15 protein-coding genes are annotated in these 21,286 nt (G+C 57.5%); 3 read left to right on the top strand and 12 right to left on the bottom strand.

What is annotated here, in order from left to right; translation table 11 throughout:
- Position 1 precedes the first annotated feature (1 nt).
- Both serB and parC read right to left on the bottom strand, forming a co-directional pair.
- The gene (gene serB, locus KYE_RS12995; protein ID WP_008174104.1) at positions 2 to 1,234 is read right to left on the bottom strand and encodes a phosphoserine phosphatase SerB; all 1,233 of its coding nucleotides are present in this window, start codon (positions 1,232 to 1,234) and stop codon (positions 2 to 4) included.
- Entirely contained in the window at positions 1,227 to 3,536 is a 2,310-nt protein-coding gene (gene parC, locus KYE_RS12990) for a DNA topoisomerase IV subunit A (protein WP_008174102.1), read from the bottom strand. Before parC ends, serB begins: the two co-directional genes overlap by 8 nt.
- A 279-nt stretch (positions 3,537 to 3,815) precedes the next feature.
- Here parC and KYE_RS12985 point away from each other — a divergent pair, with 279 nt between their 5' ends.
- Positions 3,816 to 4,073 carry a hypothetical protein gene (locus KYE_RS12985; RefSeq protein ID WP_008174098.1) on the top strand — a complete coding sequence of 86 codons (258 nt, stop codon included), beginning with the start codon at positions 3,816 to 3,818 and terminating at the stop codon, positions 4,071 to 4,073.
- Between the two features lie 116 nt (positions 4,074 to 4,189).
- Here the strand turns inward: KYE_RS12985 and KYE_RS12980 are convergent, their stop codons facing one another.
- Positions 4,190 to 4,771, bottom strand: coding sequence for a YceI family protein (locus KYE_RS12980; protein WP_008174095.1), 582 nt, complete (start codon positions 4,769 to 4,771; stop codon positions 4,190 to 4,192).
- 66 nt (positions 4,772 to 4,837) lie between these two features.
- Positions 4,838 to 5,383 (bottom strand): cytochrome b, encoded by a 546-nt coding sequence (locus tag KYE_RS12975; protein ID WP_008174094.1) that lies wholly within the window; start codon positions 5,381 to 5,383, stop codon positions 4,838 to 4,840.
- Positions 5,384 to 5,908: 525 nt separating this feature from the next.
- Here KYE_RS12975 and KYE_RS12970 point away from each other — a divergent pair.
- A complete protein-coding gene (locus KYE_RS12970; protein ID WP_039882022.1) occupies positions 5,909 to 7,195 on the top strand; it encodes an EAL domain-containing protein in 1,287 nt (428 codons plus the stop codon).
- Here the strand turns inward: KYE_RS12970 and KYE_RS12965 are convergent.
- From KYE_RS12965 to KYE_RS12930, 8 genes are all read right to left on the bottom strand, one after another.
- On the bottom strand, positions 7,190 to 8,968 hold the full coding sequence (locus tag KYE_RS12965) for an SLC13 family permease (RefSeq protein ID WP_008174090.1): 1,779 nt from the start codon (positions 8,966 to 8,968) through the stop codon (positions 7,190 to 7,192). The genes KYE_RS12970 and KYE_RS12965 overlap by 6 nt on opposite strands.
- Positions 8,969 to 9,063: 95 nt before the next feature.
- On the bottom strand, positions 9,064 to 10,959 hold the full coding sequence (gene parE / locus KYE_RS12960; protein WP_008174087.1) for a DNA topoisomerase IV subunit B: 1,896 nt from the start codon (positions 10,957 to 10,959) through the stop codon (positions 9,064 to 9,066).
- 100 nt (positions 10,960 to 11,059) lie between these two features.
- The gene (locus KYE_RS12955; protein WP_008174084.1) at positions 11,060 to 11,398 is read right to left on the bottom strand and encodes a protease complex subunit PrcB family protein; all 339 of its coding nucleotides are present in this window, start codon (positions 11,396 to 11,398) and stop codon (positions 11,060 to 11,062) included.
- A 149-nt stretch (positions 11,399 to 11,547) separates the two neighbouring features.
- A complete protein-coding gene (locus KYE_RS12950; protein ID WP_227497833.1) occupies positions 11,548 to 13,980 on the bottom strand; it encodes a S8 family serine peptidase in 2,433 nt (810 codons plus the stop codon).
- A 334-nt stretch (positions 13,981 to 14,314) separates the two neighbouring features.
- A complete protein-coding gene (locus KYE_RS12945) occupies positions 14,315 to 16,366 on the bottom strand; it encodes a TRAP transporter large permease subunit (RefSeq protein ID WP_008174080.1) in 2,052 nt (683 codons plus the stop codon).
- Positions 16,367 to 16,381: 15 nt separating this feature from the next.
- The gene (locus tag KYE_RS12940) at positions 16,382 to 17,392 is read right to left on the bottom strand and encodes a putative solute-binding protein (protein ID WP_008174079.1); all 1,011 of its coding nucleotides are present in this window, start codon (positions 17,390 to 17,392) and stop codon (positions 16,382 to 16,384) included.
- 58 nt (positions 17,393 to 17,450) lie between these two features.
- Positions 17,451 to 18,515 carry a hypothetical protein gene (locus KYE_RS12935; RefSeq protein ID WP_008174078.1) on the bottom strand — a complete coding sequence of 355 codons (1,065 nt, stop codon included), beginning with the start codon at positions 18,513 to 18,515 and terminating at the stop codon, positions 17,451 to 17,453.
- Positions 18,516 to 18,719: 204 nt separating this feature from the next.
- Positions 18,720 to 19,379 carry a TetR/AcrR family transcriptional regulator gene (locus KYE_RS12930; protein ID WP_008174077.1) on the bottom strand — a complete coding sequence of 220 codons (660 nt, stop codon included), beginning with the start codon at positions 19,377 to 19,379 and terminating at the stop codon, positions 18,720 to 18,722.
- Between the two features lie 106 nt (positions 19,380 to 19,485).
- Here KYE_RS12930 and KYE_RS12925 point away from each other — a divergent pair, with 106 nt between their 5' ends.
- The gene (locus tag KYE_RS12925; protein ID WP_008174075.1) at positions 19,486 to 21,282 is read left to right on the top strand and encodes an acyclic terpene utilization AtuA family protein; all 1,797 of its coding nucleotides are present in this window, start codon (positions 19,486 to 19,488) and stop codon (positions 21,280 to 21,282) included.
- Positions 21,283 to 21,286: the final 4 nt, after the last annotated feature.

Raw genomic sequence — 21,286 nt, 5'->3', positions numbered from 1 at the left:
CTCAGAAGTCGGCGTTTTCCAGACTCTGATTGGTTTCGCTCTCACGGAAACCAATCAGGTACAGGATCGCATCCAGCCCCAGCGTCGAAATCGCGTGGCGCGCTGATTCCTTGACCAGGGGCTTGGCGCGGAAAGCCACCCCCAGGCCGGCCTGGCTCAGCATTGGAAGGTCATTGGCGCCATCACCGACGGCAATAACCTGTTCCCGGGAAATATGCTCTTTCTCGGCGATTTCCAAAAGCAGTTCTGCCTTTCGCTTGCCGTCGACAATCTGCCCGGAAACCTTGCCTGTGACCTTGCCATCCTCAATTTCGAGTTCATTGGCGTAGATGTAATCGATACCGAGTTTGCGCTGAAGGTGGCGCGCAAAGTAGGTGAAGCCGCCCGACAGGATTGCGGTGCGATATCCCAGCGCCTTGAGACTGAGGATCAGGTGCTCTGCACCCTCGGTCATCCGCAACCGCGAGGCGATTCCCTCGAGGACCGATTCATCCAGGCCTTTCAGAAGTGCCAGGCGCTCGGCAAAACTCTGGCTGAAATCCAGCTCGCCCTGCATGGCCCTTTCGGTAATCTCTGCCACCTGCTCCCCGACTCCGGCCTCCGCAGCCAGCTCGTCGATCACTTCGGCTTCGATCAACGTGGAATCCATGTCAAAGACCACCAGCCGGCGATTGCGGCGGAAGATGGAATCTTCCTGGAAGGCGATATCCACATTCATTTCGCCAGCGATATGCAGGAAATCCGCCCGAAGTTTCTCAAGATCTGATGGTGTGCCTCTTACCGAGAACTCGACACAGGCGATACGATTGTCTGCGGCATTCAGCGAGGGCCTGGCAGACAGGCGTGAGATGTTATCGATGTTCAGACCATGACGCGCCGTGATGGCGGAAACCCGGGCAATCTGCTCGGCTTTGATATCCCGGGCAAGCAGCGTCACGATGTAGCAGGCCCGGTTCCGGGCCGCGGCCCAGGATTGGTACTCCTCGACGGTGATCGGCGCAAACCTGACCTGCAGATCCAGAGCGTGTAGCCGGAACAGCAAGTCACGAATGACGGGCGAGGATTTGGATTCATCCGGAATCTCGATCAGAATGCCCCACGTCAGGTGGTCGTGGATGACCGCCTGTCCGATATCCAGAATGCGCACATCATAGCGCCCCATGATGCCGGTGATTTCCGACGTCAGGCCGGGCTTGTCACGCCCGGAGACATTAATCAGTACCAGTTCACTCACTGTCGGTACCCTCGCTGTCAGAGCCCACCTCTTCCTGCGCTCGTGCGGCGGAAGGAATCACGTCAATGCCATCAACCCGTTGCAGACCCCTTGGCAGCTTGTGGCCGCGGCGCCCCCGCTCTCCGAGGTAGTGCTCGAGGTCCGCGAACTGCAACCCCATCTTGCGCTTGCCGGCCCGTATTTCCAGCTGGTCATCCTCGGCAAATACTGCTACTGCCACCACATATTCTTCACGGCTCTGAACCCTGGCCGAGGGAATGCTGATGATCTTGTTGCCTTTACCCTTGGCCAGTTCCGGCAATTCGCTAAGCGGGAACACCAGCATCCGTCCCTCGTTGGACACCGCCCCCAGATACAGCGTTTTCTCGGTCGTCGGTATGGTCAGTGGAGGCATGATCCTCGCGCCCTTGGGAACACTGACTACTGCCTTGCCATTGCGGTTCTTGCTGATCATGTCGTTCAGCGATGTAACAAACCCGTAGCCACCGTCGGTAACCAGCAACGCCTTACGGGACGGATCTCCCATCAACAGGCCTGAGAAGCTGGCACCGGAGGGCGGGTTGATGCGCCCCGTCAGCGGCTCACCCTGGCCTCTGGCAGATGGAAAACTGTGAGCCATCAAGGAATAGGCGCGCCCGGTAGAATCCAGGAATATCGCCTGTTGGTTGTTCCGTCCCCGGGCCGCGAGGGAGAAACGGTCACCGGCTTTATAACTCAGACCTTCCGGCTCAATGTCATGCCCCTTGGCGGCGCGAACCCAGCCTTTTTCAGACAGCACAACCGTAACGGGGTCGTTCGAGATCAGGTCCACTTCACTGAATGCCTTGGCCTCCTCACGCTCGACTATCGGTGAGCGGCGATCATCGCCAAAGGTCTGGGCATCCGCTTGCATCTCGCTCTTGATCAGTTCGCGCAGGCGATCCTCGGAACCCAGAATGGATTGGAGCTCATCCCGTTCAGCCGCAAGCTCATCCTGCTCGCCCCGGATTTTCATTTCCTCAAGCTTGGCCAGGTGGCGCAACTTGAGTTCGAGGATGGCTTCCGCCTGGTCCGGGGACAGACCGAACCTGGCCATCAATTCGGCCTTGGGCTTGTCTTCAGTGCGAATGATCTCGATCACCTCATCGATGTTGAGATAGGCGATCAACAGGCCTTCCAGAATGTGCAGGCGTGCAAGCACCTTGTCCAGGCGGTGCTGGAGACGGCGGATGACAGTGGTGCGCCGGAAGGTCAGCCACTCGGTAAGGATCTGGTGCAATCCCTTCACGCCCGGTCTGCCATCGTTGCCGATCACATTGATGTTGACCCGATAGGTTTTCTCCAGATCGGTGCTGGCAAACAGGTGCGCCATCAAACCATCCAGATCAACCCGGTTGGATCGGGGCACGATCACCAGGCGGGTCGGGTTTTCATGATCGGATTCGTCACGAAGGTCCGCCACCATCGGTAGCTTCTTGGTCTGCATCTGATGGGCAATCTGCTCCAGAACCCGGTTGCCAGAGACCTGGTGCGGCAGATCCGTAACCACGATCTCACCACTCTCGCGGATCCAGCGGGCCCGCATCCGCAGCGACCCGCGGCCGGTTTCGTACATCTGCCGGATGTCTTTCCGGGGGGTGATGATTTCTGCCTCAGTCGGAAAATCCGGGCCCTTGATGTGCTCGCAGAGTTCATCAACCGTCGACTCCGGCTGATCCAGCAAGCGTATGCAGGCTGCGGTGACTTCCCGAACGTTATGCGGCGGGATATCCGTGGCCATACCAACGGCGATACCGGTGGTGCCATTAAGCAGAACATGGGGCAACCGGGCCGGAAGCACTGACGGCTCATCCATGGTGCCATCAAAGTTGGGCACCCAGTCCACCGTTCCCTGCCCCAGCTCTCCCAGTAGAACTTCCGCAAACGGCGCCAGGCGAGATTCGGTATAGCGCATGGCAGCAAAGGACTTGGGATCGTCCGGAGAGCCCCAGTTACCCTGCCCGTCTACAAGAGGGTAGCGGTAGGAAAAAGGCTGAGCCATGAGCACCATGGCCTCATAACAGGCGCTGTCGCCATGGGGATGGAATTTACCCAGCACATCACCCACGGTACGAGCAGACTTCTTGTACTTCGAGGTAGATTTGAGCCCCAACTCGGACATGGCATAGACGATTCGCCGCTGAACCGGTTTCAGGCCATCGCCGACATTCGGAAGTGCCCGGTCGAGAATGACGTACATGGAATAATCGAGATAGGCCTTTTCCGTGTAATCCCGGAGCGAAACCCGCTCGAAGCCTTCATCCGTTGTCTGAAACTCTGGCATGGATGCCTCTTTGATTGCCTGTATTGCCTGATTTGAATAGTGTCCGTGATCCTGCTTCCCGGGCCGGGAATAATCAACGCAGAAACGGGAGCGGACATTATATGGAGCACGGCGCCGATACACCAACAACCGGCGAATTTATTGGCCAAAACCGTCACACCCTTGCACAGGCATCTGATTCCAATAGCGGAATTCCCGCATGGAGTGTCCTCAAGGTGAGCCGTATTCTGCCCTCCAGTGAATAGAAGACCGTTTTACTTCTCTAACAAGCGGAACACTATGAAACCCAACATCAAAGCCTGCGGGCAAGCCATGGTGACAGCCCTGGTAAATGCGGTTCTGGCGGTGACGCTGATGCTCCTCGTGGAGTTTGCAATCAGCGGCAGCTTCCAGATTCCCGAGCCCTACCTTTGGGCGGGTTTGCTGATCTGGCTGGTCATCTTCGCGGGACAATTCTGGCGCCAAAGGCACCTGTGCAAATCTTGTGAAACAGACAGGTCATCGTCAGATCATCCACAGAGCGAATCCACGCTCTGAACCAGCCAGAATGCGGCATTTGTATTCACGGACAATCATGATGCATCGTAGAGGGGAATCCTGAAGTGAGGTTCCGGGCCTGCGCCCGGAACCCCCTCTGACAGGGTCAGCCAGTTTTACTGCCGGATACCTTCGACAGAAATGATGATCTCGACAGTCTCGGAGGCCTTGCCGAGATCCATCGGGATGCCAAAGTCTGTCAGGCGAAGCTCGGTTTCCGCTTCAAAACCCATACGGTAGCCACCCCAGGGATCGTCCCCGTGGCCAAGCATTTCGGCATCGAGGGTCACTTCTTTTGTCACACCTCGGAGGGTGAAGTCGCCGATGATATCGGCCTCGCCTTCTTCATCCAGCACCACGCGCTTGCTCTTGAACGTTGCTTGCGGAAATTCGTCCACATACAGGAAATCTTCGCTGCGCAGATGCTTGTCGCGCTCGGCGTGATTGGAATCCACACTCGCGGTATCAATGGTGACGTTAACGGTGCTGTTTTCCGGGTTCTCGGCGTCGTACACGAATTCGCCGTCGAAGTCGTTGAATCGGCCGTAAAGCCAGCTGTAGCCAAGATGAGAAATCTTGAAGGTTATGAACTGATGGGCTCCCTTTTTATCAAACGCATAGGTGCCGCTGTGTTCGTTAGCATTGACTGCACCTACAAGCGCCATCGACACTGCCGAGGCAAGCACAACTTTTTTCATGGTTATCTCCCTTGTTGCATTGGTGCCCGACTTCCGGGCGTTAAACGATAAAAAACGGCCGGCCAGTCACTTCCCTAGCATACGCCGTAACGTGCGGTCGCGATCAAGCAGATGATGTTTGAAGGCGCCAGCCGCGTGAATGGCAGCAAGACCGACAATGGCCCAGGTGGACCAATAGTGAACGGTTCCGGCGGTGTCCTCCATTCCCTTTATCTGGCCAGTGACCGATGGCACTTCAAACCAGCCGAACACGCTGATCGAAGAACCGTCGGCGGTCGATATCAGGTAGCCGCTGACCATGGCGACGAAAATCAGCATGTACAGGAGAAGGTGGGCCGCATGTGCGCTTCGAATCTCCCAGCGCTTGTGCCCGTCCAGCGGATCCGGCGAAACATTCACCGCTCTCCAGACCACCCTGAAAAGCATCAATAAAAATAGCAGTATGCCAATGCTGCGATGTATATCCGGACCGCGGCGGTACCAGTCGTCGTAATAGGACAAATCCACCATCCAGAAGCCGAGCCCGAACAGGCCGAAAACAGCCAGAGCAACGACCCAGTGATTCAAGATGGTTACAAGACCGTAGTTGGCTGAAGTATTCCTGATTTGCATGATGAGAATTCACCCTGTTCCCTGGTTACATCGTTGAAGCCAAGTCTAGAAACTTGGTTGTGCGAAAAAAATCAAAATCTTTTGCAGCGGTACATCAGAAATTCTGACTATTCGCCCGGGCTTTTGCCTTTGGTCGCATAGGGGTTTTACGGATTGTTCAAAATTATAGTAACGATAAGATTGGCCCATACTTGATTGCCCCGTCTGGGGCCTCATTGACCGAGAGGACAGGACATGGAACTCGAATTCGACGAAAGCGTGGTTGTACCCAGCAATAACTGATTTTCTGGCGGTCCGTCCGGACCGCTGGGCTCCCCTCTCTTCTTTCCCCTTGCAGACCCTCAAAGATACAAACCGTTTCCAGTTTCTAAATGAAACAGTGGTAATAAACGCGGTTTTTTGGCAATCTTCCTTCCAACTATCAGTAACTTCCCGATTTTTCAGGCGAAACCTGTACTGATAAAAGACAGTTCAGACGCCAGACTGGGGCGACTGATGCGTTCGTTAAATCAACCAGAATCATCTATGTCGAGACGCCTCCCTGAAAAGCTGACAGCTCCGGAAGTGGACCTGTTGTCTCCTATGCTGAACAGGGACGGTGACACATGGACCGCAGATTTTCGCGGACTGACGTTGAAAACAGCGCTCCAGCCGATCTACAGCATTTCACACAAACGTATCGTCGGCTATGAGGCCCTGATCCGGGCCTTTGATACGGATAACTCCGCGGTACTGCCGCTGCACCTGTTCCAGCTACCGGCTTCCGAGGCGGAGAACCTTCTCCTTGACCGCCTGTGCCGCTATCTGCACATACGCAATTACAGCGGCATCCGCGATCAGCTGAACTGGCTGTTCCTCAACGTTTCGCCCCAGGTGGTAACCAGCGGCAGCCAGGCCGATTCGTTCTTCGGACAGCTTCTGGCCAAAACCGGCCTACCTCCACACCGGATTGTTATGGAAATTGTTGAGCAACCCACAGACGACGCCGAAAGGCTTCGGGAAACGGTTGCCTATTACAAGAAACTGGGCTGTCTGACGGCCATTGATGATTTCGGTGCCGGCCACTCCAATTTCGAGCGGATCTGGAACCTGTCACCCGACATCGTGAAACTGGATCGACAACTGCTTACCCGTGCGACAGATGATCACAAGGCTCGCCAGATTCTGAACGGCATCGTGTCACTGCTGCACCAGTCCGGCTGCCTGGTTCTTCTGGAAGGCGTGGAAACCCGTGATCAGGCAATGATTGCGATCGATGCGGGCGTGGATTTCGTTCAGGGCTTCTATTTCCGCAGACCGAGCACAGACCTCGACCAACTGACCCACTCACCCGCCGATTTCGATCATCTGTTGCAGGAATACAAAACCCGCAACCAGGTTACCCTGGATCCGACCCGGCAACTGGTGGACTTTTTCAGTGGCTTCTTCGACCACGCAATCACGAAGCTTCGCAGCGGGATGAGCATGCAGCAATCCTGTCTGGAATTGTTGAACCACCCAGCCGTTTCCCGCTGCTACCTGGTCGACGACAAGGGCGTTCAGATGGACGACACCCTGGTTTCCGATGCGGGCACACGCAGTATGGACCCGCGTTTCAAACCCCTGGAGAGCACCAGCAGCGCCGACTGGTTTCGCCAGCAGTTCCTTCGCCAGGCGCTGGCTCAACCGGAAAGCCTGCACGTAACCGCCCCCTACCTTTGCGTCACCGGAGCCTATATGTGCGTGACCCTGTCACTGGGGTACTACCAGGACGGCAAGCTTCAGGTGCTGTGCTGCGACATTCTCGCCAACCCGACCGAACAGCGCTCATAGACCGGGAGTGATGTCGTAGACCACGGCAATAACCACAACGGTAACGGCACCAACAAACACGTTCATGGGTAAACCGACCCGCACGAAATCACTGAACCGGTAACCACCAGGCCCGAATACCATCATGTTGGTCTGGTACCCCAGCGGCGTGGCAAAACTGGCGGACGCGGCCATCATCACCGCAATCACAAACGGCTCGGCGGCCACGCCCATACTGTTCGTCATCGACAGAACGATGGGAATGACCAGGACCGCCGCCGCATTGTTGGTAATAACCTCGGTCAGGACCGACACCACGAGATAAACCAGCAGGATCGTTAACAGTACGTCGCCCTGACTGAATTCAAGGATGCCTGCAGCCACAAAGCCTGCCGCGCCGGTCTGTTCCAGAGCCGCGCCCATGGCAAAGGAGGCCGCAATGGTAAGGATCACCGGCACATCCACGGACTTCTGGGCCTGGCCCACCGAGCAGCAGCCAGTCAGAATCATTCCTGCGGCGCCCAGCAGGGCCGCGTTAAGCATGCTCAGGGTGCCACAGGCAGCGAGACCCACCAGCACCAACAGGATTCCCCAGGACAGCCACGCCCGGTCATGCCGGGGTGTCTCGGTTTCCAGGTCATTAATAAGCAGAAAGTCCTTGTTATAGCGCTGTCGGCTGACAAACGCGGGGCGGGCCTCGAGAAGCAGCACATCGCCAGGTTTGAGGCGGATATTCCCAAGGTTGCCGGAAACACGCTCCCCACCCCTGGCAACGGCCAGCACAACCGCACCGTAACGGTCCCGGAACCGGGCGTCGCGAATGGTCAGCCCCAACACATCGGACTGGGGCGACAATGCCGCTTCAACCAGACGCCGTTCCGCCCGATCCTTGCTCAAGCTCGGCTCGTCTTCATGGACTGACGGGACGATACCGTTTATCCGCAGGAGGTCGGAAATGGCCTGGGTATCACCGGCAAACACCAGACGATCGCCACCCCTGAGTCGCTCCTCCGAGGGCACCGCCGTAACCACGCTGCCATCGCGTTCGATCTCAACCAGATACAATCGCTCAAGCTCCCGGAGCCCGGCTTCACCAACAGTCTTGCCGACCAGCGGCCCGTCAAACGACACCGCGACCTCCAGGGTAAACTCCCTCATGGAGCCAAATTTCTGCTGATCCTTACGATCCGGAAGCACACGGGGCATAACAAGCAGCAAAGCGGCCACGCCGATCACCGCCACCGGCAGCCCGACCGCCGTGATCGAGAAAATGGAGAAGCCCTCTTCGCCGGTTAGCTGCTGGTACTGGCCGTTGACGACCAGATTCGTGCTGGTGCCGATCAGTGTCAGGGTACCCCCGAGAATGGCGGAGTAGCTCAGGGGAATCATCAATTTGGACGGTGAGATACCGATCTTGCGGGACCACGCATGCACCGCCGGGATCATGGTGGCGACAACCGGGGTGTTGTTGAGAAAACCACTGAGAAGGGATACCGGGAGGGCAATCCGTGCCTGGGCAGAACGAACGGTCTTGGGATTGCGAAGCAGGTGGTGCACCAGCAGATCGACACCGCCGGAATGATGAATGCCCGCAGCCACCACAAACATGGCAACCACGGTGATCAGACCACTGTTGCTGAACCCGGCGAGCGCCTGGTCCGCGGACACAATCCCGCTGGCACTGAGCACCACGAGCACACCCATCATCACCAGATGGGGCGCAAATCGCCCTGCACTCATCAGTATCAACGCGGTGCCTGCGAGGCCCAGCGCAAACCAGCCCTGCCAGTCCATCAACGGTTCTTCCCGATCAGAAAACTGGCAGGATAACGACTTTGCAGAAGACAGAGAAAGAATAAAGGATGCTTTTTATAGCATCTTATAGAATATTAAACTTCGATGTCCGCCATGTTGCCGTAGGTCTCTAGCCACGCCCTTCGATCGGATGCGCGCTTCTTGCCCAGCAACATGTCCATCCGGCTATCGGTATCATCCCCGTCTTCGATGGTCAGCATGACCAGGCGACGGGTGTCCGGGGCCATGGTGGTCTCACGCAGCTGAAGCGGGTTCATCTCACCCAGACCCTTGAAGCGGGTCACCGAAATCTTGCCCTTGCGCTTCTCCGCGGCAATACGGTCGATAATGCCCTGCTTTTCATGTTCATCCAGGGCGTAGAAGGTTTCCTTGCCCAGATCTACCCGATACAGCGGCGGCATGGCAACGAACACATGGCCGGCGGCAACCACAGGGCGGAAGTGTTTGACGAACAACGCGCACAGCAGCGTGGCAATGTGAAGGCCATCCGAGTCCGCATCAGCAAGGATGCAGATCTTGTTGTACCGAAGGCCATCCAGCTGGTCAGAACCGGGATCTACACCAATCGCAACGGCAATATCGTGAACTTCCTGGGACGCCAGGATCTCGCCCGAATCAACCTCCCAGGTATTGAGGATTTTCCCCCGAAGCGGCATCACCGCCTGGAACTCCCGGTCCCGGGCCTGCTTGGCGGAACCGCCTGCAGAATCACCTTCTACCAGGAACAGCTCGGACCGGGCGGTATCCCCACCGGAACAGTCCGCCAGCTTACCCGGGAGTGCGGGGCCCGAGGTGACTTTCTTGCGGGCCACCTTTTTGCTGGCTCGCAGCCGACGCTGGGCATTGCTGATGAAGAGCTCAGCTAGTGCTTCTGCCACATCGGTGTGCTGGTTGAGCCAAAGGCTGAAGGCATCCTTGACCACGCCGGAGATGAAGGCCGCGGCCTCACGGGAAGACAGACGCTCTTTGGTCTGCCCTGAGAACTGGGGCTCCTGCATCTTGAAGGACAGGACATAGGCTGCCCGTTCCCAGATATCTTCCGGAGAGAGCTTCACGCCACGGGGTAGCAGGTTGCGGAACTCGCAGAACTCGCGCATGGCTTCAAGCAGGCCGGTACGCAGCCCGTTCACATGGGTGCCGCCCTGGGCCGTGGGAATCAGGTTTACGTAGCTTTCCATGATCGCTTCGCCGCCCTCGGGCAGCCACTGGATGGCCCAGTCCACCGCTTCCTTGTTTCCGGAAAAGCTGCCGGTAAACGGCTCAAGCGGCACAACCTCGATATCGGCCAGGGCCGTGCGCAGGTAGTCCCGCAACCCGTCCTCGTAAAACCATTCGTCTTTTTCGCCGGTTTTTTCCTGGAGGAAGGTAACCGTGAGGCCCGGACACAGAACCGCCTTTGCCCTCAGGTTATGGCGCAGCCGGCTAACAGAAAAATTGGGGCTGTCGAAATAGGTTACGTCGGGCTTGAACTTCAGACGGGTACCTGTGTTGCGCTTGCCCACGGTATCGATCACTTCAAGCTCGGACGCTTTGTCGCCATTGGCGAACGTCATCCGGTGCAATTGGCCATCGCGCTTGATGGTTACTTCCAGATGGGTGGACAGTGCGTTGACTACGGATACACCGACACCGTGGAGACCACCGGAAAAGTTGTAGTTGCCCTGAGAGAATTTGCCGCCGGCGTGCAGGCGGGTAAGGATCAGTTCAACGCCAGGCAGGCCTTCCTCTTTGTGCAAATCCACGGGCATGCCGCGGCCGTCATCTTCAACGCTCAGCGAGCCATCGCTGTACAACACCACGTCGATGCGTTTGGCGTGCCCTGCCAGCGCCTCATCCACACTGTTGTCGATAACTTCCTGCGCCAGGTGATTGGGCCGACTGGTGTCTGTATACATCCCCGGCCGCTTGCGCACCGGGTCCAGGCCGCTCAGTACTTCAATAGCATCGGCGTTATATTGTTGCTGGCTCATGGGCAGGAACTGACTCCGCGATTGATATGAAAAGCTGAGCCATAGCTTAGGGATTCGTGAGGAAAGATCAACGGTTGTTTTGTCTGTCCAGCGACCACTTTCACTTCCCGACGATTTTTATCAGAGGTCGATCGGAAAGCCCCGTTACTTCAAGTCTTTGCCATTTGTCTTTGGAAACCGCCAGCACTGCACAGGGTGTGGTAATAACCTGTGCAACCATCGCATCGGGCTCAGGCGTGATAACCGCCATGTCCAGAAGAAGCGTATCACCAGTTGCATTGGCGTCCCGCAGCCCAACACTGAAACCGGCCGTTGGCTGTTGGCCGAGAGTCACAAACACCAACTGTTCCCGATCGAAGCTGACGCTTCTGATCGCCGCTGTGGTCAGGTTCTGTCCGGACACGCCCAGGAATCTGTCGAGTTCATCGGACGATTTCACATAAGCCACACCCGGCCCGCTCAAACCACAATAAGGCGACTGGGTAATTTGGCGAGCCAATGGTGCCGGGGAGGCATTCCTTGCGGGAGATGTGCAAGCCGTCAGAATCAGAACCAGAAAAGCCGTTATCAACCCCGAATTCGATAAGCTCATCGCGTCGTTTTCCTCGTGTATTCGAGAGACTCTCTGCGCTCACCGGCTTCCAGCAGGCGATAACCGGAAAAGTCTGGTCGAGGCAGGATATCTGGAGTTGACGCTGAGATCGTCGGTCGCGAAAAGCTGGTGGTCATGATTACTTCCTCCAGCGACTGCCCTTCTTCAATGGTGATGATCTCTCGAAGCCCGGCTATCGGGTATTCCGCACAGGCCTCGCCTGGCTGGCAAATGATCCCGTCTCCATCGATATCGGTGCCCGCAACGAGGTAATAGGAGCCTGGTGAAACCTCGCTCAACCGTTTCGGTGCCACGCCATCATCCGACTCGAACCGGAACGTGTAATGCCCATTTTCCGGCTCAACCGCCAGTTGTGCCTCCGCCTCATAAAATCCGTCTACCGGGGTAGTGTTCACGAGGAGCACGAAATGGACCCCGGCAGTCCTCGCAAATTCATCTGAAAGTACTTGGGCTACTACGGGAATATCCAGAGACCGAAGCTCACTGCCAGCCTGGTAGTCAACACGTATCACATCGCGATAAGCCACGTTTTCTTCAATTGCCGAGTCAACCAGCGCAACATTCAGAGCGATTGTACTGTCGATGTCGCTGCGGATTACCGTAAACCAGGGAGGCGTATCCGAAATGCTGACGTTGCTGATGGCTCCGTTACCGATCTGATTCAGACGGACAATCTGTTCGCTCCCCGTTTCAGACCCCAGAATAACCTGGGATGGGGAGGGTGAAAGAATAGTGATATCACCACTCAGATTCGCCTGCAGCGCCCCGGAGGCATCAAGAATGCCAAAGCCAAGCTGGTCCGACCGGCTACCAGAGAAGTCGGTTAGCCCGCCGGACTCAAGCAGCGCTCTTAACCCCTCATAGTTCAACGAGCTATCCTGCGTCTTCAGCAAAGCAAGAACTCCCGAGACATGAGGTGCCGCCATGGAGGTGCCCTGGAGCCCGGTATAGCTGGCCTCAAAACCATTGGCACCTGCAACCGCACTGGTACTCCAGACTACATCTGCCCGCCCGTCGTTGTTGCCATCACGGCTGGCATCGCCGCCCGGTCCGGCAAGATCGATCCAGCTGCCAAAATTCGAATACGATGCCAATTGCCCCCCCGCATCCACCGAGCTGACCGCAAGCACATTGGGCGACGCGGCCGGGTATGAGGGTGAAGAAGTGGCCGAGTTGCCCGCGGCACCGACAAAAAGCATATCTCGTTCATTGACGCCGAATTCGATGGCTGCCTCCAACTGGGGAATTTCAGGCAAACCACCGAGGCTAAGATTTACCACCTGAGCTCTCGCGGCAACACCGTCAGTCTCCCCGGTGACCCACCGAATAGCATCAATCAGATCGTCCGAAGACCCGGTTCCGCCCTCGCCAAGCACCCTGACCGGCAGAATACGTCCTCCGAAAGCGACACCGCCGATGCCCTGGCCATTGAGCACAGCACCAATGGTGCCGGCCACGTGGGTGCCATGAAAGACACTGGCAGCAACGCTACTGCCCGGATCCTGGGGAAAATCATCACCGTCCACGAAATCACGGCCCGGGAGCACATTGTCTTCCAGGTCCGGATGCCAGCTTCGGCTCGCCGGATCAGGGCTAAAGAGCCCGCTATCCAGGACCGCCACCGAAACCCCGGCACCTCCGTCCGGTGCCAATTGCCAGGCTTCAGGACCGTTTATGAGATCGTAGTGCCATTGAAGACCATACAATTCCTCGCCCACTGGTGTGTTGGCGCTTGAAAACAGGTAATTGGGCGATACAGATGCGACATCGGTTCGCTTGCGTAACCCTCTGATCCAATCGAGGGTTTCTGTTTTCGTAGCCTCGGTACTGGCAGCCGCAGCTTTCAAAGGCATTTTGATCAGCCAGTCCTCGTTACCCAGATGCCGCCCTGGAGTGGCCGACTGACCGGATAGCCCCGGAGAGCCTGCGCTGTTCATTCTGACAATAGCTTCTCCAGACATGAACTCATGGGCCGGCCAATCGAGGCTGAACGAGCCAAGCTGTCCAGTTGACGCTTTCACCAGAACATAACGTGCTGGAAAACTGCCGGTGGCCTCGACTTCCAGCAGGTAATCGTCTTCGGAAAAGCCATCGCCAAGTGTGACTTCGGCGGGATCTGACTCTCGGTCCGTTGTCGCCGAGGGCGGCATCCCGGATCCATCAAACAATGTGAGCGTGAGTTGGGGATTGCCCGCGCGGCTACCAAGACTGACCAATCGGACGACTTCACCGGGCGCAAGAGGCACTAAAAACTGATCAGAAGCGTCTGCGCTGTAACTGAAGATTTGCCCGCTAATGGCCTCGTAACGGCCCGAATCACCACTGACATAGCCAGCAAGAACAAAGTTCAGTGGCAGAGACTGTGGACTGGTTGCCGGTTGCGCGCCCGACAAACCCAGCTCATCCATGGTGTCCTGATCTATTCGGCTACCGGCCTCAATATTTATTTGGCCCGCGAGCGGGCTGCCCGGTGCTACCGGGAAGGGGTCAGAGCTGGCTTCACCGCCCCCACCTCCGCAGCCGGTCAAAAAGGCTATGCCGGCGGTCAACAGAAGGTGTCTGCAGCGATTTTGAATAATCATTTGAATAGGAACCACCCAAAATTCAGGACAAGTGAGAATAGCTTATAGTCACTTGCCGGCTGTGTCAGTTTCTGTTCAAACTACGTTTCCTCTTGTATTCCAAATGCAAAAAAGCCGCCCGAAGTTTCCCTCAGGCGGCCCTCTTTATCGCACTTCAACATTACAACGCGTAGAACAGCATCGGCACAAAGGCCACGAACAACAGTGTGGGGCCCATCACGGCCAGGGGCAGCAGCAGCCGCTCATAGCGATGCCAGAAGGAACCTGTGCGCTCTGCCGCCAGCACTTCGGTCTCGCCCACCACCTGGCGGGTGAGCAGGTGGTTCAGCGCCACTGGCGGGCTCAGGTAACCGAGCTCAAATGCCACCAGACACACAATCCAGAAGTGCAGCGGATCAATACCCAGCTGGATCGCCGGCTGGGCAATGGTCGCCGACACCAGGATTACCGCGCCGAACGGGTCCATGACCATGCCTATAACTGTGAGCATCACGACGATCACCAGCATGGCGATCCAGGGACTGGTCAGGTCCTCAGGGAAGAGCGCGTGAACGATATTGGAGCGCTCCAGGATTCCCCCCAGGCAGATGGAAAACCCGATCAACGCCAGCAGCGCGCCAATGTGCACTGCCGAATCGCTGGCAGCGGCCGAGCTGCGTGCCCAGAACACCTGGGAACGGGTCTGGCCCTGCTCACCACGACTCCGGCCGGAATCCAGCAACACCAGCGCGAGCATTACCAGGGGCAGGATCAAAGGAGCGCTGTACTCGTTGAACTTCAAGCCGAGAACAACCCAGATCGACAGGATGACCAGAGCTGCCACGGCCACATAAGGCAGCAGGGCCCGGCTTTCCGAGAGAGCCGCACGGAAAGCGCCGGGCGCCGGACGAGGCTTCCAGTTTCCCTGGGTCTTGCAGACAATCAGTGAAAACAGCGTTGCCGACATGATAAAGACCCAGAAACCCCAGCTGTACATCTCAGTGGTTGTCACTTCCTTATTGAGAGCCGCCACAACAACGATCAGCAGGCACGGGTTGAGCACCACGCCGAGGCTTCCGGACATGGCAGTCGTTGCCAGGGAAAGCTGCCGCCCTGCCCCGGCTCGGCGCAGCTCGTCATACACAACACCACCCACGGCCAGGATGAAAATGCCCGATGCGCCGGTGAACGCTGTCGGAAACGCCGTTGCGAAGATAATCACCGAAGCCAGCATCGGCGCTGGCAGATTAAAAGGTTTGATGAGATTGAGCAGGAGCTCGGGAATTCTGGTCTGCTTCAGCATCATGCCCACCAGCACGTAAAGTCCGATATTGATGAACATGGATGACAGGTTGGACATCATTCCAAAGTAGATCGCCAGGCCCGAGGCATACCCGTCTACCAGGAAGAAATAACTTATGGCGATCAGGCCCATGGCACAGTACAGAGGAATCACCAGACCGGACGAAGCGGAAAGACCGCCGGGGCGGATACGTTCCGGAACGTTCAGGAAACGCACTGCATTGATCACTATAAAGAGGCCGAAGACCCCGCCCCAGGCATATTGAAGGCTCATCGTACCCTCCGAACCCGGCGACGTGGCCAGCTTGCCCAGGTAAGCATTCAGCGACAGCACCATCAGACCATTAACCACAAACTGCACACCCTGGCTCAGCCGCCATTCAGCTCGATTGCGGGGCAGGCGCAACGCTATGTGGTCCGTGTCCAGCGCAGCGATTGCCGCAGCCATCGCGAACATCGCAATGAACAGGTACTTGGTCAGCTCAATGTTCTCGAGCAGGAAGTCCGCAAGTCCCTGCTCTACCGTCTTGAACGCCCCTAGGGCTGGCGTAGCGTGGGCCAGGTTCTGTTCATAGACGTCGTATTGCTGCTGGCAGAGTTCCAGATTGCTCTGTAGCGATTTGCGGATGGCATCGGGATTGGGCGGTGAGCTGAACAGGTCATCGGGGTCGGGCTTGTAATTGGCCACCCGGCGAGCCACTTCGGCATCAACATCCATTTCCAACTGACAGGACGGCTCTGTCGCCTCGGGATTCAGCAGATAATAGTTCGGCCAGGTCTGTTCTCCGACCCAGAGCAACCGGGAATGGAGCGAGTTGCCCATCCCCAGCAGCAGGGTAAACAGCAGGAGAAGCAGCAGAACCGCCCCGTAAATGCGATGTACGGGGTAGAGGGTCCGTGCTGCCGGAGCGGTAATTGCTCGCCAGTTCATGATGGTTCCGCCCCGTTATTCGCGGTTGTCCGCGGTGCACTCGGCTGCAGCAGGGTTACTTGCACAGCGGATCTTGCTGAGCAGCCCCATCATTTTCGGGTGATACACATCCGGCGCCCCGTTCAGGCCATCGCGCATCTCGATCCGGTTCTCCCGGAACATCTCCTGATAGCCGCGGATGTCTTTTTCAGGAATGCGCACCCATTTTTCTTCGGGAATGGCTGCTTCCTGGCCTTCAATCAGCCCCATGGCCTGAGGAAACATATTCCAGGCAACTTCACGGGCTTTCTGGGCTGTGTCGTCGTCCAGCACGTCATCACGGGCAACCATCTGAAGCGTCAGCTGTGCCAGCGGATAGTCCACAACCCCACCGCTTTCGCCGATGCCCTTATAGAGTTCCAGAGCTTCGTAAGCAAAGGCCGGCGCATAGGCGGTATCCACCGAACCGTTGTTAAATTTGCCGGCGAAGTTGGTGATGTCAGAGGGCACGACCGTGGCCTTGACGAAGTTCACCATGTGAATCGCGTCTTTCTGATAGTCGAGGGTTGCCATTCGCTTGCCCGCCAGCTCGCCGGCAGTATCAATACTGCGATCATTTACAAACAGGTAACCGGCACCCACCGGTATGATGCCGAGCACTTCGTAACCGTTATCCTTCATCAATGGCGCGGCTTTCGGCTGCGCCAGCGTGGCCAACAAGGTTTTCAGGTTGTCGTAGGTGGGCAGCGCTCCCACAGCGCTGATGCTGCCCGTGAACTTGTTGAATGGACGAATCCGGATGTCTGTGGCGGCAACGGCATCGCATTGTCCGGCGTTAAAATCACCGATCGCCACGCCCTCATCGGTGTAGGGTTTCAGCTCGAAATCCACGCCGTGGCCCTTCATCTCTAGCGCATAGTCTTTGACGAAGTTGTAGAAGTCGCCATTGGCGCCGATTACATCGAACACGCACATGGAAACAGACTGTGCCGATGCCAGCGGAGCGGCGGCCACAAGGGCCATGGCAGCGAGGGATTTGCGGATCATATCGACCTCCGGGTCATTCTTGTGTTTGTCAGTTTTCAGAGGATGTCGGCAACCTGCCTTAGAGCAGGTCGTCCAGATTCATGGTTTCGACGTTGTCGGTTTGCCGCTCAGGGCTCATCCTGCCGAAGAAGGATTGCGGCGTCCGGTAGCCGTAATTGGCGGTCCAGTGTTTGTCAGAAGAGAAGCGCACCACGCCCGCCGCGACTTCATCCACCAGACGATACTCGTCCCAGACCTCCATAGTTGCATCGGCCGCGGCGAAACTGGCGATGGCTTGCTCAAGCTTTTCCGGGCGACCAAAGGTTTCGGCGGCGACCGCTTGAAGCGCGTGCGGAACCCGCATGCCTTTCTCAACCCCCAGTTCCCGGCTGTGCTCAAGCACCTGCCAGGGGTCCGGCGCCAGAGCCGGACGGGTGTCGGGCAGCAGCAGCCAGACCAGGGCCCGGATGGCGTTTGGCATACCACCCCACTTTTCATTGTCCAGACAGGTAGCGGCACGCTCGGCCTGGGGAGCGATATTCCTGGGGACTCCGGCCATGGCGCCGGAATTGGCATCGTTTACGATTGCCTGCATACCGGTCAGCAAGCCCAGCAGGAAGGTGATTTCGTCCTGTTCGGTGAACAGAAAGGGGCACTCGAGGGGTTCAGCAGCGGGATCGAACTCGTAGGCGGCCATTGCTCGCTTAAAGGAGGCATACCGACGTTTCGCGGTCAGCGCATTCAATCGCTTTGCCACTTCCCTGGCGTCCTTTGCCGCTTCCACATCTCCCTCATAATCCGCTCTGAGATAGGCGAGCTCAGCCTCCCAGGCCTTGTACTCCGCACAATTGCCTGCCAGAAGCATCAACAGGGAGCCGGTGGTGTCAGGTGCATCGGTGACCCGCGAGAAGGAATAGAGCAGCGGATCCACGCCCTCGCCCAGCGCACACGCCATCTGGGTGTCGGACATCTGCAACACGTAGGGCGTGGCTTCGCCCTCCGAATAATTGGAGAGCACAACGCCGGTGGTGGTGTAGATGGGGTTGGCCGAGCAACCTGTGAGTATGGCAACGGCTGCCAGCGAGAGAGCCTTGAGGCGAGCCGCAAAGACATGCGGTCCGAGCTTTGCCAGAGAGGAGATCATATTTCACCCTGCATCACGTTGTTTTTGTTTGCCCGATCTGAACTCGGTTTTTGTCAACGGGTGCAAGAATGCGGTGAAAACTGTCCTACAAAAATGGCTCGAATGCCGATTTTGTTATGCCGATCGGGCCAATGGCCCGGAAGGAAAGGAATTTGCCAGAATATTATTGATATAAAACAATGACTTTTGAAAACGCCAATCCGCTTACAGAGCCATCATTGCCATTACCTGATCGGTCAGGCCATCCAGTGTCAGCCCTCCCCGCTCCGGTTTGTACCAGGTTACGGTCCAGCTGAGAGCGCCGGTCAACATCCTTCGAACAACGAAGGGATCCGCCTCCAGCGCGCCCTCGCGCTTCAATGATTCCAGCACATCCAGCCACAGTTTCTCGTAGATGTCCCGAAGTTCCAGCACTTCGCCCTGGGACGGGGCCGACAGACTCCGCCATTCAAATACCAGGACCGCCATCGCTTCGCCGGTCTGGCCATTGATAGATTCAAGTTCCGCGCGGATCAGTCCACGAAGCTTCTGCCTGCTGGTATCGGCGGCCTCCAGAGCCGCCTGCATGAGCGCGGTGTTCAGCCGGATGGTTTCTACCATCACTGCCTTGAGGATCTCTTCCTTGGTTCGAAAGTGGTGGAACAGGCTGCCGGACTGAATACCCACGGCAGCGGCAAGGTCACGAACTGTAGTGCGCTCGTAGCCTTTTTCCCGGAACAGCCGAGCCGCCTCAGTGAGCAGACGGCCGCGAGCGCCTTCGGGGTCTGACACAAGGTTTTCTGCGATCAGGGACTGGAGGATCTGGTTCTGGCTCACTACGGCTACTCGGTTGGCATAAGAGGCCTTTAATTCTACCTGAAACATGCCTGTTTACAAACCAAGCGCTTGCTTGGTATTGTCATCTCCATCGTGTGGCAAAACCGCCACCGCTCCCATTTTCAATCAGCAATCATTTACAGGGCACAGGAAGATGGCTGAATCCCCCAACACTGTTCGCATCGGATGCTCCGCCGCCTTCTGGGGCGACACGGAAACGGCTGCCGCGCAGCTGGTCCACAAGGGCAATATCGACTATCTGGTAGCCGATTATCTGGCCGAAATCACCATGTCGATCATGGCGGGCCAGAAAATGAAGGACCCATCCCAGGGGTATGCGCGGGATTTCGTACAGACGGTCATGGGCCCCTTGCTCGGTGACATCAAGGAAAAGGGCATTCGGGTGCTGGCCAACGCCGGCGGCGTCAACCCGGTGGCCTGTCGTGACGCCCTTCAGGCTCTCTGTGAAAAAGCCGGCGTGGACATGAAGATCGCCCTGGTTCTGGGCGACGACCTTCTGATGAAAAAGAAAAATCTCGCAGATATGGGCGTCAAGGAGATGGGTTCCGGCCAACCGATGCCCGCAATGATGGTCAGCCTGAATGCCTATCTGGGAGCGCCAGGTCTGGTTGCGGCTCTGGAACAGGGCGCGGACATCGTTATTACCGGCCGGGTGGCAGACAGTGCCCTGGTATTGGCACCGCTGGTGCACGAGTTCGGCTGGAGCTGGCAAGACTACGACAAACTGGCGCAGGGCAGCCTGGCCGGGCATCTGCTCGAGTGCGGTGCCCAGGCCACCGGCGGCAACTTCACCGACTGGGAAGCGGTAGCTGGCGGCTACGCCAACATGGGATTCCCGATAGCCGAAGTGAGTGCCAACGGCGACTTTTTTATCACCAAGCCCGAAGACACCGGCGGGCTGGTTAGTCGTGGCACAGTTGCGGAACAGCTGGTCTACGAAATCGGTGACCCAAGGGCCTACCTGCTGCCTGACGTTACCTGCGATTTCACAGGTGTAGAGCTGGAGGAAACCGGTAAAGACCGTGTACAGGTGCGGGGCGCACGGGGGCTACCACCCACCGACAGTTACAAGGTATCGGGCACCTGGCCGGATGGTTTCAAGTGCACGGTTACCTTCCTGCTGGCAGGCATGAATGCCAGGGCCAAGGCCCAGACTGTCGCACAGGCCATTCTGGCCAAGACCTCACGCATGTTCAGCGAACGTGGCCTGCCTGATTACAGCGAAACCAGTATTGAGCTTCTGGGTACGGAAACGACCTACGGTGCTCATGGCCGTGGCGAGGATTGCCGCGAAGTAGTGGTCAAGATCAGCACCGCCCATCCCAAGAAAGAGGCCCTTGTACTGTTTTCCCGCGAGATTGCCCAGGCAGCCACGGGGATGGCACCGGGAATCACCGGGATTGTGGGTGGCCGGCCGACCGTGTGGCCGAAGATCCGGTTGTATTCATGCCTGGTGCCGAAAACGGAAGTTGATGTGTCCGTGGATCTGGGCGGCGAGCGGCAAACCGTTGGAGTCGAAACCAGCGGCGGTTTCGATAACAGCGACCTCCAGCCCCAGTCGTTCACACACGAGACAGACGAAACGGACACCACTGTGCCGCTGGTGAAGCTTGCCTGGGCCCGCAGCGGTGACAAGGGCGACCACACCAACATTGGCGTGATCGCCCGCAAACCGGAATTTTTGCCGTTCATTGAAACCGCGCTGACGGAAGCGGCGGTTGCGGACTGGATGGCCCATACCCTGAATCCGGAAACCGGCCGGGTGACCCGCTGGGCCATGCCCGGGCTGAAGGCCATCAATTTCCTGCTGGAGCACAGCCTTGGCGGCGGTGGCGTGGCCAGCCTGCGGATTGATCCACAAGGGAAGGCGTTTGCGCAGCAGCTATTGGAGTTTCCGGTGCCTGTTCCTTCTGGTCTGGTTAAAGATTGATTTA

Source organism: Marinobacter manganoxydans MnI7-9, from assembly GCF_000235625.1.
GTDB classification, from domain to species: Bacteria; Pseudomonadota; Gammaproteobacteria; order Pseudomonadales; family Oleiphilaceae; genus Marinobacter; species Marinobacter manganoxydans.
This window is presented reverse-complemented; position numbering and strand designations above follow the sequence as displayed.

Coding starts and splice junctions, on each gene's coding strand:
- KYE_RS12965 (WP_008174090.1), bottom strand. CDS start 8,968: ATGGACTGGCAGGGCTGGTTTGCGCTGGGCCTCGCAGGCACCGCGTTG.
- KYE_RS12975 (WP_008174094.1), bottom strand. CDS start 5,383: ATGCAAATCAGGAATACTTCAGCCAACTACGGTCTTGTAACCATCTTG.
- KYE_RS12940 (WP_008174079.1), bottom strand. CDS start 17,392: ATGATCCGCAAATCCCTCGCTGCCATGGCCCTTGTGGCCGCCGCTCCG.
- KYE_RS12945 (WP_008174080.1), bottom strand. CDS start 16,366: ATGAACTGGCGAGCAATTACCGCTCCGGCAGCACGGACCCTCTACCCC.
- KYE_RS12985 (WP_008174098.1), top strand. CDS start 3,816: ATGAAACCCAACATCAAAGCCTGCGGGCAAGCCATGGTGACAGCCCTG.
- KYE_RS12970 (WP_039882022.1), top strand. CDS start 5,909: ATGTCGAGACGCCTCCCTGAAAAGCTGACAGCTCCGGAAGTGGACCTG.
- KYE_RS12950 (WP_227497833.1), bottom strand. CDS start 13,980: ATGGATGAGCTGGGTTTGTCGGGCGCGCAACCGGCAACCAGTCCACAG.
- KYE_RS12925 (WP_008174075.1), top strand. CDS start 19,486: ATGGCTGAATCCCCCAACACTGTTCGCATCGGATGCTCCGCCGCCTTC.
- KYE_RS12935 (WP_008174078.1), bottom strand. CDS start 18,515: ATGATCTCCTCTCTGGCAAAGCTCGGACCGCATGTCTTTGCGGCTCGC.
- parC (WP_008174102.1), bottom strand. CDS start 3,536: ATGCCAGAGTTTCAGACAACGGATGAAGGCTTCGAGCGGGTTTCGCTC.
- parE (WP_008174087.1), bottom strand. CDS start 10,959: ATGAGCCAGCAACAATATAACGCCGATGCTATTGAAGTACTGAGCGGC.
- KYE_RS12980 (WP_008174095.1), bottom strand. CDS start 4,771: ATGAAAAAAGTTGTGCTTGCCTCGGCAGTGTCGATGGCGCTTGTAGGT.
- KYE_RS12930 (WP_008174077.1), bottom strand. CDS start 19,379: ATGTTTCAGGTAGAATTAAAGGCCTCTTATGCCAACCGAGTAGCCGTA.